Source organism: Paraburkholderia sp. BL21I4N1 (assembly GCF_002973525.1).
GTDB lineage: Bacteria > Pseudomonadota > Gammaproteobacteria > Burkholderiales > Burkholderiaceae > Paraburkholderia.
The window spans coordinates 200,074-213,571 of sequence record NZ_PVEN01000010.1 but is presented as its reverse complement, the minus strand read 5'-3'; the positions used below and the strand labels follow the sequence as shown (position 1 = coordinate 213,571).

Genomic DNA, 13,498 nt, shown 5'->3' with positions numbered 1-13,498 from the left:
CCGCGAGAGCTCACGCAACATGCGGCGCACGGACCCGCTTGCAAAATTACTGCCACGTCTCCGGTTTGCCGCCGAGCGCGCTGCAGACATCGACGGCAATGGAGCGCAGCTTGCCCTCCGCGATCGGTCCTGACAACGCGTAGCCCATGCCGTCGCTGATCCAGTAGAAGGTGCGCCGGTTGCCGTCGCGGAACAGGCGGAACGCGGTCTCGTCGCGCGCGGTGCCGGTCACGTACAGCGTGAGCCGCGCGCCGCCGGCGTTTTCGTACATGAACTGCGCCGCCGGCCCCGCCTCGCCCGGCAACAAACGCCCACCGACGAGCGAGTAACCGTACTCCTGCAACGACGGCACCGACAGCGGCCGGTTCAGGCGTTTGGAAAGCCAGTTGATCAGATGTTCTTCGTCGCTCGCGGCCACTTCCACGGGATGACGCCGCTCCGGCGTGTACACCGCATAGGCGACATCCGCCCGCTCGGCGAAGCTCGGCGGCTGGCCGCCCAGGCCGCCCCATGCGCCGCCCGTCAGGCGCGGCGCGAGCGGCCCCAAAGCCAGCGCGATTCCTGCTCCAGCGACCAGCCAGCACGCCGCGAGGCCGACACGCTGCCACCACGGCGCCGCACGACGCACGACGATGAAGGCGGGCTCCGGAGTAACGCCGAAGCGGCCGCCGGGTTCGCGGCGGTCGCGGTCGCCGCGCTCCTCATGTTCGCGAAGCTCGCCACGTTCCGTACGGTAGCTACGTTCGGCGCGGTCGCCGGGTTCGGCACGTTCGCCACGCTCGGCGCGCTCGCCCCGTATCGGCGCCCCACACAACGCCCGCAGCGCAGCCTTCTGCGCGCGCCACGCCGCCACCCGCGCGGCGGCCTGCGGATGCTGCTCGAGTTTGGCTTCGAGCGCGGCGCGTTCGGCAGCGGGCAATTCATCGTCGACCAACGACGACAGCGCTCGCAGATCGAGGCCGTCGGGCAGGCCGGCTTCGTGGTCGTCGTTATTCATCACGGATTTCTCACCACTTTCAACGGCGGAGTTTTGCGCGCCGGCTCCTGAGCCGGCCCTTCCGTCAACAACACGCGCAAATGCTCACGCGCGCGCGAGAGCCGCGACATCACCGTGCCGACCGGCACGCCGAGCGCACGCGACGCTTCCTGATAGGACAGTTCCTCCACCCCAACCAGCAACAGCACTTCTCGCTGCTCGAGCGGCAGGCAGTACAGCGCGCGCTGCAAATCGCGCAACACCAGACCGTCCACCTCGCCCTGCGGCGCTTCGAGATTGCGCCACGGCGCGCTGTCGTCGTCGACGGTAATCTCGCGGCGGCCGCGCAGTTGATCGATATACAGATGCCGCAAAATCGTGAGCAGCCACGCGCGCAGATTGCTGTTCGGGCGGAACGCCGTCCAACGGGCGAGCGCGCGCTCCGCCGTATCCTGCACGAGGTCGTCGGCCCATGCGCTGTCGCCCGTCAGCGCGCGCGCGTAGCGGCGCAACTGCGGCAACCAGGAGATTACTTCCGCTTCGAAGTTCATCCAGTCCGCGACGCTCCCAGGAAATGACCGGGCCGTGCCAGCTTGAACGGGCTGCGCCCGGAAGAACTCGCGCGACATGCCAGGTTAATGCGCACCCGGAACACGTGTGGCACTCGGGCCATTCAATACCCGCCGCCGCTGCCGTTACCGCTGCTGCTCGACGCACCGGTGTCGGTGGCCGAGGTGCAGGCGCTCGTCGCAAGCGAACCTAGCGCAAGCGCGAGCAGCACGAAAATGGCGGAAAGAACGCGGGACGATTTCATGTTGAGTCTCCTCACTGCCGGCGACCGGCGTCAGCCTGGCATCCAGTCGGCCTCGCGCACCATGCGACGCTGCCCTACCTGTCTTAACGCACACGAGCGATGATTTATTCCGCTCGCGGCCTCGTCGCGCGCTATCTTTTTCCCGCCAACGACGCCCCGAACAGCCGGGCATGGCGGAACAATGCGCCATTCATCGGCAGATTCGTAACGCAACGTTACAGCCAGGCGTTATCGGATGCTTATGTGCGCACAAGCCGTTATAGTGGACGGAGTTCGCCCGCCGACGCGTTCCGCCCTGACACAGGGTAGAATCGCGGCGAACAACCGTCTTTCTAACCTGAATTGTCCATGGCTTCCGCAGAATCGCATCCGCAAAACGACTTCATGAACGCAGCGCGCAAAGAACGAAAGCGCGTGGAGATTTATCTCGTCAACGGCATTCGCCTGACGGGGTGCATCGAGTCGTTCGATCAGTACCTGGTGATGCTGCGCACGCCTGTCGGCCTGCAAGGCATCTACAAGCGCGCGATCTCGACGATCCAGCTCGACACCGGCACACGTCCGGCGCCGCGCACGGGGCGCCCGTCACATGGCGAGCACACCACGCGGGGTCCGCACGGTTCGCGTGAGCCACGTGACCATCGTGAGCCGCGCGAACCGCGTGAACCGCGCGAGTCGTATGGCGCACCGTCGTCGGACCGGCCCGCACCCGATCGCAGCGGCAGCACGTCAGACGGCCCGGTGGTCGTCACGCGCCGCCGGCGTCTGTTCGGCACGGGCGGTGGCGACGGTGGCAACCACGGCGGCGGCAATCACGGCGGTCATGGCAGCAACGGTGGTAATGGCAACAATGGCGGCAACGAGTAAGCAGCCGCTTCGGCGCTCGGCTACTCCTTAGGGTGGCCGAGCCGCATCAAGATTTTCTCCAGGCGCAGTAACTGCTGCTCTGTCAGTTCGAATCCACATTTCACCGCCATCACGCGGCGACGCCAGTACCCGGCGTCCAGCATGCGTAGCGCCGGTTGTCGCGTGGCCCAATCCAGGTGTTCCAGTTCTGCTTCCACGACGTGCAACGCGTTGAAGCGTGGCCCGCTCGCGGGTTTTTTCCGGTTCATGTCAGTCGCTGCCTGGTGATTCGCGAGGCTGCGCGGGGTTCAGCTTGCGTGCCTGCCGATGGGACACTGCCGGTTCATGTCGTGCGGCAGGGTGTGAGCGCCGGCCCACGCGGCCGGTGAATGTCGCCGCCCTTGCTTGCCGTTGATGCCGGGCGACGACACACGGAAAACGAGTCGATGCCGGATGATTTGAAGTGGTGTTGGGCCGATGCTCGTCGACGGCCGCCATGCGCTATGCTGGGGAACCGCCTCTCTTCGAACGGAGCCTGTCATGACCAGCAAGAAGCATCCCGCCGCGCATCCCGCGCCAGCGCAGCCGCCCGTCGAGTCGGACGACAGCCGCCTCGACGAGGCGCTGGACGAAAGCTTTCCCGCCAGCGATCCGATCGCCGTCGACACGACCGATCCGCACCACTCGTCGGAAAAGGAAACTTCTTCGCAGGGAAAGAAGCGGCATTAGCGATAACGCCACCGCAGAACGCGGCCGCCGAGGGAGACCCACAATGCATCAGGCGGCCCGAAAGCCGCCTGATTATGTCTGCATAGATAACGGCTCGAAGACAATGGTGATGCAGTCAACCCGCCTCACCTTCCCGGCAAACCACGCAGCGCGATCACACCGCCCTACCGGTCTGCCAGGTCTTCAGACCGTCGCACTCAGTGCAACGGCAAGCCGCTTTCCAGTTGACGCTGCAGATCGCGCACCTGGCGTTGCGCGGCGCGCAACTGGTCTTGCGCGGCAGCCTTCTGCTGAGCGAGCGCCGAGGCTTCCGCACGGCTCTGCTGCTGCTGGCTCGCCACGATGCTCTGCTGCTGACGCGCCACGTCGAGGTCGGCCTGCAGACGATTCGCGCGGTCCTGCGACAGCGCGATCATGCGCTCCGTGAAGGCCTTCTGCGCTTCGAGCTGCGTGCGGCGAATTTCGACGTCCGACAGTTGCAGTGTCTGGCGCACGAAATCCTTATAGATCATGTCGGCCCGCGTGGCGTCTTGCGTCTTGATGACGCGCCAGAAATTCTTCTGTTGGAACAACGCCACGTAGTACGTCATTTCCTTGCCATAAAACAGCAGGCTCGCGCCGTAACTGCCGTTGTACGTGGTGCGCAATTCCGCCAGATCCGAGCCGTGGATCATCTGCTGCAATTCCGCGACATTACCCGCGGCGGATTGCTTCGCCTCGTCCGGCGTCAAAGCGGTGGTCTGGGCCGCTCCGGTTTGCGCTGTGGCCGGCAACGCGGTCGTCGTGCCCGGCTGGGAAACGACGCCAGCACCGCCGCCAGCACTCGCACTGCCGTCCGGCAGAGCTTGCGCATACACGCCTTGCACGGCCCCCAACGCGATGAAAGCGGCCAGGGTGATCTGTCGTAGTTTCGACTTGTGGTCCATGTAATTCCTGCTTAAACAGTTTTTGTTTTAGTACAACCGTCTCATTATTACTCACTTTCGCGGGTTTCGGGCTCTTCGTCGAAAATTTGGTACTTGCGCATCTTCTCCCACAAAACCTTACGGCTAATGCCCAGATAGAGCGCCGTATCCTGGCGACGCCAACCGTTTGCGTCGAGCGCGGCGAGCACGCGGTTGCGCTCCGCCATGTCCCATTTGCTGCGGTCCACCAGCACCTCGGCCGCGCTCTCGGCGGGCACCGACTGCGTGCTGCGCGCCAGTGCCAGCAACCGCTGCAGGCGGGCCGCGTCCCACGCGCCGATCTGGCGCACCGTCACGCCGATCCGCTCGGCGAGATTGCGCAGTTCGCGCACGTTGCCGGGGAAGTAAGTGTCGGCGACCGCATCGGCGAGCCAGTATGGCAAATCGGGTAACGCCGACAGACGCTCGTTGCCGACCACCTGCGCAATGAACGCCTTGAAGATCGCGATCTTGTCGACCGCGCCGCGCTCTTCCAAAGACGGAATCTTCAACTCGATCACCGCCAGCCGGTAGTAAAGGTCCGCGCGGAACGTGCCGTCCTTGACCAGTTGCGGCAGCACCTTGTTGGTGGCCGCCACCAACCGGAAATCGAGCTTCACCGGCGTGGCCGACCCGATCCGCGTGACCGCGCTGTCTTCGAGCACACGCAGCAGCTTGACCTGCTGGTAGAGCGGCAGGTCGCCGATTTCATCGAGGAACAGCGTGCCGCCGTCGGCCTGCTCGAAATAGCCTTTATGCGCGACGACCGCACCGGTGAACGAGCCTTTCGAGTGGCCGAAGAACAGCGATTCGAACAGCCCGTCCGGAATCGCGCCGCAGTTCACCGCGACGAACGGGCCCTGCCCGTAGCGGGTGTGTTTTTCGTGCAGCAGTTGCGCGATGCGCTCCTTGCCCACACCGGTCTCGCCATGCACCAGCACGCTCGTGTCGCAGTCGGCGAACGTGTCGACCTCGTGCAGCAGCGCCTGCATGCACTCCGAGTTGGCGATCATCGCGTCGGATTCGTGCGTCTTGGCGCTGTGCGCGCGAATCTGCGCGACCAGCTTCATCACCATGCCGCGCAGCTCGGCGCAGGTGAAGTCGAGCGGCAGGATGTGCGAGTACTCGGACGGATAGCTGGCCGGATCGTGGTCGCGCGGCGCGGCGCCGACCCACACGACCGGAATGCCGTGCGCGGCCTGCCAGTCGCGCAGAATCAGCGCGCCGCTGTCGATCACCGAAACGCTGATAATCGCGAGCGACGGCCGCATCGCGGTCCGTTCCGGCGAGATCGCGATATCGTCGGCGCGGATCACTTCGACGTCGAAGCTCGCCATGCAGCGCGCGACCCGGTCGACGATATCGGCCTTGCCCTCCCAGACGTAGATATCGAGTTCCTCGATTTTGGTGGTGGTTCTCATCGTGGATAGGCTAGTTGACCAGTTGCGGGACGCCGCATGTCAGCGACATGTTGTGGACGGTGGCCGTGCCGACCTGAATGCCGAGCAGCGAGAGCGTCGGGACAATGACCGTGTCGAGCAGGGCGAAGACAGGTTGCAGCAGAGGGGTCAAGGCGCTCGTCACAGCGTCGACGATCGGCGTGAGGAGCGACGAAATATCGATCAGATTGTTTAAAAGCGACACCTTGAGTAGGGTGCCCAGACTGCCGAGCAATTGCGTGGTCAACACCGAACCATCGCTGCCGAGCGCGTTGGAGTTCGCACTCTGGCTGTAGTCGAAGCTCCCTGACGAGCCATTGAAGACCAGCGGCGTAGTCGTACCGGGATTAACCGGCACGCGCACGTTGTTCAGGACGACATTGGCGACCTGCACGGTGAGACCGAGGAGCGTCGCCGTGACCGTCGCCACGTTGACCGGTTTACTACACGACGCATCGCCCGCAATGCAGGCGTTCAGAATGCTCGGCGCCACCTGAATCGTCGCGGTGGTGGCCGCCTTGGTGCTTTCACAGTCGACCGGGTTCAACGTCGCGGTACCAGAGGCCACGCCCAGCGTCACCACGAGCGGCGTATTCAGCGTGGCGATCGACGCAGATACCAACGGCGGCACACCCACCGTCAGCGTCGGCAACAACGCCGGTAGCAGGTTGATGGTCACGTTCGCCACCGCCGTGCGCGCCATCGTACGGCCCGTGGTCACACCATTGACCGTCGTCGTCCCGCCCTCGCCGACCGCCAGCACCGGCGGATTGATGATCTGCAACGAAATGCCGGCCACCCCGAGCAGTCCCGTCGTCACGTTGATCACCGGCCCCGTGCCGTTCGGGTTGCTCTGCGCGATCTGCGCGGCGACCATCACCGCATCGAGCGCGTCGATCGTCGCGGTCGCCGCGGCGTTCGGGTTGGACAGGCCCAACGCGAGCAGCCCCGGCGCGCTCTGCCCGTTGTCCCCGATGGTGATGTTCTGTCCGCCCGGCACCGTGACAGCCAGCGTCTGCAGGATCGCGGCATCGACGGTATCGCCGCCCGCCTGCAGCGCCTGGACCATCGCCAGCATCAATTGCTGATAACTCACGGTGGTCGAAAGCAGGCCCTGCATCGACGAAGCACCCAGCGCCACCATCAGATCCGACAGCTTGATTGTCGCCCCCGCGAGACTCTGGAAATTACCCACGGTCAACGCCACACTGGTATTCAGCAAACCACCGAGAATCGCGTTGAGCAACGCCGACTGTTGGGTATTGATCGTGGCGATGCCGGTGCTGAGCGAGAACGCGTCGATGTTGGATGCCAGCGCGGTCGCCGTGGCCGCGACGGTGCGGCTCGGTCCAAGGAAAAAATACGGGATCACCTGGCTCGTCTGCACTTGCACCGCGTTCAACGGATTGCCGGTCGTGCCGAAGTAGGTATTGGTGCTGGTGTCCCAGCGTCCGCAGGTGGTGGCGATCGTCGTTGTGCCGCCAACGCTGAAGCCGTTGGCCGCCGCGTTCTGTTGCGCGGCGGTGGTGGCGGCCGTGCAGCCGCCTGACGAGCTGATCATCTGCACCGCCGCCAGCGCCGCCAGATCGGCCGTGCGCTGCAAGGACCGGCGCGCGAAATACACGTTGCCGACGTCCAGCACGCCGAGCGCCGCGATCGCCACGCTCAGCCAGATCACCGCGAGTACGGCGATCGCGCCACGTTGACCGTGCATGCGCGTGCCGGCGCGGCGCACCGCACGCGGGTGCGCGCAGCGGCCGGAGCGAGTCACGGACGACGGACGGCCACGCATATCAGTTCGCGCCACCGCCGGTCGCGGCACCCGACCCGCTGCCGCCGCTGCCACCGCCGCTGCTGTTGAGCATCGAACCGTACAAATCGGGAATTTTGCTCTTGAACGATTCCATGTACCGCCGGTAGGCGAGGCCAGCTTCCGCGCCGAGCATCGGCAGTGCCGGCGCCGCTTGCGCGTTGCTGCTCTGCAGGTCGAGCCACGTGCGCGTGCTATGTCCCACTTCGCTGGCGCGCACCGGTTGTTGCATCGTCGGCGAAGGCTGAGCGGCCTGCGCTGCGTCGTCCGTCTGCGCAAGCGCACCGACGGAACCGCCGATCGACGCCGCCAGCGCGGCGCCCATGCCCAGCCGCCGCGCCACCCCACCCCATGTTCGTGTTCTGTCTGTCATGTCCGCCCCCTGATTTTCCGACCGGCATTCGTGCGACGCTCGCATTGCCATCGCTCGGTCACTGCGCGAACCGCTGCAGCAAACGCGGCGCCGGTTCGATACCCTGCACGCTCGCCACGGTCCCCATCTGTCCGGCTCGTGGCTGCGCCGGCGCTGGCGCGCCGCGCGTCTGAACCCGCCCGGCCGCCGCCACCTTCGCCGCGTCGCTGCGAATCGCAGCGCGCACGTCCGGCGTCAATTTCTGCTGATTCATCACCGCCAGCGCCTGTGCCTGCTCGCCATTGGCGAGCAGATAAAGCACCACGTTGCTAACGATCTTCGGATTGTTCTGATCGAGCTCTCCCGCTTTCATCAGTGGCACGCGCGCGCCATCCACATCGCCGTTACGCAGTCGCGCATAGCCGAGGTCGGACAGCGTCACCGCGTCGGTCGGCTCGAGTTGCGACGCCTGCTCCAACGCTTGCGCGGCGCGCGCGAAATCGCCGCCCGCACCGGCGATCAACCCCAGCCCCCGGTAGCCGCGCGCGGCCAACGGCGTCTTCAGCAGAAGACCGTATGCCTGCGCCGCCGCGTCCGGCTGATCGGTCATGCGCAGCGCGTCGGCACGCAGCAGATGGGTGTCCGGACTCGCGCCATACTGCTTTTCGTACGCGTCGATATGCGCGAGCGACGCGAAGTAGAGCCCTTGCGCCTGCATCTTGTCGATCAGGCCGAGATACACGCCGGGCGTGTCCGGCGCGGGATCGCGATTAGCTTGCTGCTGAGCCATCGCCGCCCGCTCGGCCTGCGGCCCGACGCCGTAACCTGTCAGCACTTGCGACGTGCAAGCGCCAAGCAGCATGCAAGCGGCGACAGCCGGCGCGTAACGCAACACGCGCCGGGTGAGATCGAAAGGCAGACACTGAACCATGGAGCAATCCTTACTGATGCACCGAATGAAACGAACGCGTGACGGCCAGCACGCCAGGACCCGCAGTGACAATCATCAGCGCGGGCAACAGCGTCACGATCATGACGCCCGTCATCTTCACCGCGAGCCGGCCGATGCGTTCGCGCAGCATCGCGCGACGCGTTTCGCGCAGACGGTCGCCGAACTGCTTGAGCGGCTCCTGCACCGCGCCGCCGTGCCGGTCGACCTGCACCAGCAGGCGGATGACCGCGCGCAGATCCTCGTTGTCGTAGCTGCTGGCCAGCCGGTTAAGCGACTGCTCGCGCGTGCGGCCCGTGGCGAATTGGCGCTGGGCGATTTCGAGCTCGTTCGAAAGCACCGGCAACACGCTGCGAAAATCGTTGACCATCACCTGCAAACTTTGATCGAGCGACAGACCCACGCCTTGCAGCAGCCGCAGCAAATCGACCAGCAGCGGCAACTCATCGACCACGCGACGGCGGCGCTTGCCGGCGCGGCGCTTCAGCAGGATCTTCGGCAGCATGAAACCCGCCATCATCGCGATGACCACCAGCACCACGTAGCGCGTGCCGTCCACCTGTCCGCGCGCCAGCGTACCGGCCACCACGGGCGCCACCAGCGCGCCCAGCAGGCGCGACACCAGGAACAGTCCGCGCGTGCGCGTATCGACGAAACCGCACTGTTCGAGCAGGCGCCGATCTTCTTCGGCCACCACTTGGCGTCCGAACGGCGTATCGAGCCAGCGGATCCCTACATGCACGAGATGCTCGAACAAACCTTTGAGACCCGTCGGCCGCGCGGCGCGCACTGTCGTCTTCGACGCGGCGGGCGCGCCGTCCGTGGCGCGAGCCGCCGCGGCAGTCAGCGCCGCCGCCTGCAATGCGCGTTCGTCGAGCGCATGACCCAGGGTACGTTCCGTGCGCCGCTGCGCGGCCACCCGCGCGAGCACCAGACCGGCGACCAGCAGCAACGCGAGCGCCGCGAGCGCCAGCGCGAGTGCAAATAGTTGATGGGCTTGCATCGTCAATCCCTCAGGCTCGCCATGCGGTACAGCAGCCAGGCGCCGACCACCTGCAACGCGAACGCCAGATAAACCAGTTGCCGCCCGCTCGGATCGAACCACATCGAAGCGAAATAGGAGGGGTTGGAGACGATCAGAAAACCGCCGATGCCCACCGGCAACGCCCCCAGCACCCAGGACGACAGCCGTGTCTCCGACGACATCGCCACGAGTTCCCGTTCGGCCTGTTCGAGATCGCGCATGAACGACGCCATCCGGTCGAGCATCACGTCGGCGCGGCCGCCGTACTTCACGGACAGACGCAGCACGGAGCCCACCAGTTCGAGTTCGCGCACGCCGTAGATCAACGAAACCTGATAGAGCGCGCGATCGATTTCGACGCCCGTGCGCAGCATCCGCGAGACGTTGTCCAGGCATTCGCGCAACGGCGTTTCGGTGGTTTGCAGCGCGGCCTGGAACGCGGCCGGCACGCTATTGCCGAGCGTGATCAGACGCACGATGCCGTCGAGAAACAGCGGCAATTGCCGCACGATCAACTGTCGACGCTTGTTCACGCGCATCGTCAGAAAAAAATACATCAACAGGCAGCACATCGCGAAAACCACCAGCGCGGCGAGCACGCCACGGGCGAGCCCCGCCCAGCCGCACAACAGCAGCACGATCGCCGCGCTGGTGGCGAACGGCCGTTTGGCGTCGACGATCCCAGCACGCTCCAGCATGTGGCGCAGCATGAAGCGCGCGCGCGCCAGCAGGTAGCGGCAGGAAGCCAGCCAGCCCGCGTCGGCGGGCGGCGCTTGTGGCGCGATCGCGACCTGCGCCCCGACACGGGCGGGTGCGACACGCGGGCCGCCAGCGAGGCCGGCCGGTCCCGCGACGCCCGGCATGGCCGCCGCCATCCGGCTATCGATAAAACGTTCGGTACTCACCTGGCCTTTGCGTTGCGCGCTGCGTTGCCACAGCAGCAACGCCAGCGCCGCGCACAGAAGCGCGAGCGCCGCAACGACCAGCACCGCGCTAGACATTGAAGCCCCCGCCGAAGCCGCCGTGGTTGCCGCCGCCAAACCCGGCGTTGCCGAACCCGCCGCCCTGCTGCTGCCCACCACTCAACGCCTGACGGAACCGCACCAGCTTCGGCGAATGCGGATGAATGCCGAGCGATACCCAGCTATCCAGCTCGTCGCCCTCGGCGGTCATGACCGGCTCGTAGCGATACAGCTCCTGGGTCGCGATGATGTTGTCCGACAGCCCGGTGACTTCAGTGATCGACAGAATCCGGCGCCGGCCATTCGAGAGCCGGCCGATCTGCACAATGAAGTCGACCGCGTTGGCGATCTGGCGGCGCAAGCTCGACTCGGTGCCCTGAAAGCCCGCGAAGCCGGCGAGCATTTCGAGCCGGTACAGACATTCGCGCGGCGAGCTGGCGTGCACGGTGCCCATCGAACCGTCGTGGCCGGTGTTCATCGCCTGCAGCATTTCGAGTACTTCGCCTCCCCGCACTTCGCCGACGATGATGCGATCCGGCCGCATCCGCAGCGTATTGCGCAGCAGATCGCGGATCGTCACCACACCCGCGCCGTCGAAACCGCCCGGACGGCTTTCGAGCCGCACCACGTGCGGGTGGTTCAGCGACAGTTCGGCCGTGTCCTCGATCGTCACGACCCGCTCCGGCTCGGGAATGTGAAACGCCAGCGCGTTCAGCAGCGAGGTCTTGCCCGAGCTCGTACCGCCCGACACCAGCACGTTGCAACGCGCCGCCACCGCGGCTTCGAGCAGCGCGCCGATTTCCTCGTTGTAAGTGCCGTTGCCGAGCAGATCGTCTGGCCGCATCGGATCCTTGCGGAATTTGCGGATCGACACGATCGGGCCGTCGATCGACAGCGGCTCGATCACCACGTTCACCCGGCCGCCGTTCGGCAGACGCGCGTCGACCATTGGATTCGACTCGTCCAGACGCCGCCCGATCGGCGCGAGAATGCGGCGGATGATCCGCAGCAGATGCGCGTTGTCGGCGAAGCGCACCTGGATGCGCGTCAGAATGCCGTGCCGCGACACGTACACGTCGTTGTAGCCGTTGATCAGAATATCTTCGACGGCCGGATCGGCGAGCAGGTCCTCAATCGGCCCGAAACCCGCCAGCTCTTTCGTCAGCGCCTCGGCGATCAGGCGCACCTCGCTCTCGTTGATCGGAATGCGGCGCAGCCTGACGAAGCTGTCCATCTCCAGATCCACGAACTGATTGATCGCGTTACGCGACCAGCGGCCGAACTCGGAGCCGAGTTCCTCGATACGCGTCAACAGATGTTCGTGCGCAGCGTTCTTGATGTCCTGGAACTGCTGGCTGTGCGCGAACGAAGGCGCGTCGTCGGCAAATTCGATCTCTTTTGCCATCGTCTATGACCGCTTGTGAGGGGTTGGAATGAAACGCTTGAGCGCGCCAAGCGCCGATTTACCGTGCGCCTGCGCGGCCGCGCGTTGCGCGCCGCCGAGGCGCTCGATCAACGGTTCGAGCGCGCGCGCATACGGATCGCGCGCGGCGACGTCGACCAGCAGATGTCCCTGATTGACCGCCTGGCCGAGCGCGACGCGCCGCTCCGGCAAGGTGGCGAGCAACGGAATGTCCAGACGCTGCGCGATCTGCGCGGCGGCGAGGCCGAGATCGGCGTCGAACTTGTTGACGATCAGGCGCACGTTCGCGGTATCCACGCCCTCTTCGCGCAGCGCGTCGAGCACGCCCACGGCCGACACGATCGACGCCACGCCCTGGTCGCACAACAGCCAGGTTTCATCGGCGGCCTGCACCACGTGCGCGATGAATTCGCTATTGGCAAAGCCGCCGAGGTCGATGATCTGCTGGTCGAAAAACGCCCGCAGCCGGTTCAGCAAACCGATCGACGACGAGTACGAGACCTCGCGCATGTCGGCCAGGTTCGGTGGCAACGTGGTGAGCGCAAGACCGCTCGTGTGATGCGACAGCGCGGTCGACACGAAGGTCTGATCGAAGCGGCGCAGATTGCGCACGGCTTCGACGAAATTGAATTCGCTGCGCGTGTTCAGCAGCAGCGAGCCGTCGCCGGCCGGCAGCCCGAGATCCAGCAAGGCCGCCTGGCGTCCCTGCGCGACGTCGCGCCGTTGCAGCATCACGGCGAGGTTGGCGGCCAGCGTGCTGACGCCCATGCCGATGCGCGCGCCGAGCAGCGCGGTAACGTGGCCATGACGGCTGACCGGCTCGACCTGGTTGTCGAGCACCTGGCGCGTGATGCGCAGCGCGTCTTCGGCCGGCGCGGACATGTCGATGAAATCGCGCACCCCGGCGCGCAACGCGGCCAGCGCGCTTTCGGGTTCGGCGAGCGTGCCGAGCGCGACGATCTGCATGCCCGGATAGGCGCTGCGCACGGCACTCGCCGCCGCACTCGCCGCGGCCGCGCGGCCGCCCGAAAAGTCGACGAACACCAGCGACGCATTGAGCGTCGCGATGCGCTGCATCAGCATGGTCGGATCGAGCGTGGCAGACTCGACCACGCCCGCGCCTACCAGCGTATCGGTAAGCCAGTGCACGTGTTCGTCGGCAAGCGACGCGAACACGAAATAGTCGGTGACCGCCCGTTCAGTCAATGAATGCGTTCTCGCGTTCATGGG

15 protein-coding genes are annotated in these 13,498 nt (G+C 65.8%); 2 read left to right on the top strand and 13 right to left on the bottom strand.

The window, feature by feature from the left end:
• Positions 1 to 46: 46 nt before the first annotated feature.
• From B0G83_RS24300 to B0G83_RS38715, 3 genes are all read right to left on the bottom strand, one after another.
• Positions 47 to 997: an anti-sigma factor gene (locus B0G83_RS24300; RefSeq protein WP_105509944.1), complete on the bottom strand. Its 951-nt coding sequence runs from the start codon at positions 995 to 997 to the stop codon at positions 47 to 49.
• Positions 997 to 1,527, bottom strand: coding sequence for a sigma-70 family RNA polymerase sigma factor (locus tag B0G83_RS24295; protein ID WP_105509943.1), 531 nt, complete (start codon positions 1,525 to 1,527; stop codon positions 997 to 999). Before B0G83_RS24295 ends, B0G83_RS24300 begins: the two co-directional genes overlap by 1 nt.
• A 122-nt stretch (positions 1,528 to 1,649) precedes the next feature.
• Complete coding sequence (locus B0G83_RS38715) at positions 1,650 to 1,790, bottom strand: hypothetical protein (protein WP_181157054.1); 141 nt, start codon at positions 1,788 to 1,790, stop codon at positions 1,650 to 1,652.
• A gap of 348 nt (positions 1,791 to 2,138) precedes the next feature.
• Here B0G83_RS38715 and hfq point away from each other — a divergent pair, with 348 nt between their 5' ends.
• Positions 2,139 to 2,657, top strand: a complete 519-nt coding sequence (gene hfq / locus B0G83_RS24290; RefSeq protein ID WP_105509942.1) for an RNA chaperone Hfq — start codon at positions 2,139 to 2,141, stop codon at positions 2,655 to 2,657.
• 20 nt (positions 2,658 to 2,677) lie between these two features.
• Here the strand turns inward: hfq and B0G83_RS24285 are convergent, their stop codons facing one another.
• On the bottom strand, positions 2,678 to 2,905 hold the full coding sequence (locus tag B0G83_RS24285; protein ID WP_105509941.1) for a hypothetical protein: 228 nt from the start codon (positions 2,903 to 2,905) through the stop codon (positions 2,678 to 2,680).
• A gap of 271 nt (positions 2,906 to 3,176) precedes the next feature.
• Between B0G83_RS24285 and B0G83_RS24280 the strand changes: the two genes are divergently transcribed.
• Positions 3,177 to 3,365 (top strand): hypothetical protein, encoded by a 189-nt coding sequence (locus B0G83_RS24280; protein ID WP_105509940.1) that lies wholly within the window; start codon positions 3,177 to 3,179, stop codon positions 3,363 to 3,365.
• Between the two features lie 197 nt (positions 3,366 to 3,562).
• On the opposite strand, the gene B0G83_RS24275 is transcribed toward B0G83_RS24280, so the two are convergent.
• The 9 genes from B0G83_RS24275 to B0G83_RS24235 all read right to left on the bottom strand — a co-directional run bounded on the left by B0G83_RS24275 (position 3,563) and on the right by B0G83_RS24235 (position 13,495).
• Positions 3,563 to 4,291, bottom strand: coding sequence for a DUF2968 domain-containing protein (locus B0G83_RS24275; RefSeq protein WP_105509939.1), 729 nt, complete (start codon positions 4,289 to 4,291; stop codon positions 3,563 to 3,565).
• Positions 4,292 to 4,338: 47 nt separating this feature from the next.
• A complete protein-coding gene (locus B0G83_RS24270; RefSeq protein WP_105509938.1) occupies positions 4,339 to 5,730 on the bottom strand; it encodes a sigma 54-interacting transcriptional regulator in 1,392 nt (463 codons plus the stop codon).
• A gap of 10 nt (positions 5,731 to 5,740) precedes the next feature.
• Positions 5,741 to 7,462, bottom strand: coding sequence for a TadG family pilus assembly protein (locus B0G83_RS24265; protein WP_258168182.1), 1,722 nt, complete (start codon positions 7,460 to 7,462; stop codon positions 5,741 to 5,743).
• Between the two features lie 79 nt (positions 7,463 to 7,541).
• The gene (locus B0G83_RS24260; protein ID WP_258168181.1) at positions 7,542 to 7,931 is read right to left on the bottom strand and encodes a DUF3613 domain-containing protein; all 390 of its coding nucleotides are present in this window, start codon (positions 7,929 to 7,931) and stop codon (positions 7,542 to 7,544) included.
• Between the two features lie 58 nt (positions 7,932 to 7,989).
• Entirely contained in the window at positions 7,990 to 8,841 is an 852-nt protein-coding gene (locus B0G83_RS24255) for a tetratricopeptide repeat protein (protein WP_105509935.1), read from the bottom strand.
• Positions 8,842 to 8,851: 10 nt separating this feature from the next.
• On the bottom strand, positions 8,852 to 9,862 hold the full coding sequence (locus B0G83_RS24250) for a type II secretion system F family protein (protein WP_105509934.1): 1,011 nt from the start codon (positions 9,860 to 9,862) through the stop codon (positions 8,852 to 8,854).
• Between the two features lie 2 nt (positions 9,863 to 9,864).
• A complete protein-coding gene (locus B0G83_RS24245) occupies positions 9,865 to 10,884 on the bottom strand; it encodes a type II secretion system F family protein (RefSeq protein ID WP_105509933.1) in 1,020 nt (339 codons plus the stop codon).
• Positions 10,877 to 12,250 carry a CpaF family protein gene (locus B0G83_RS24240; RefSeq protein WP_105509932.1) on the bottom strand — a complete coding sequence of 458 codons (1,374 nt, stop codon included), beginning with the start codon at positions 12,248 to 12,250 and terminating at the stop codon, positions 10,877 to 10,879. The genes B0G83_RS24245 and B0G83_RS24240 overlap by 8 nt, the downstream gene beginning before the upstream one ends.
• Positions 12,251 to 12,253: 3 nt before the next feature.
• The gene (locus tag B0G83_RS24235) at positions 12,254 to 13,495 is read right to left on the bottom strand and encodes a fimbrial protein (protein WP_105509931.1); all 1,242 of its coding nucleotides are present in this window, start codon (positions 13,493 to 13,495) and stop codon (positions 12,254 to 12,256) included.
• Positions 13,496 to 13,498: the final 3 nt, after the last annotated feature.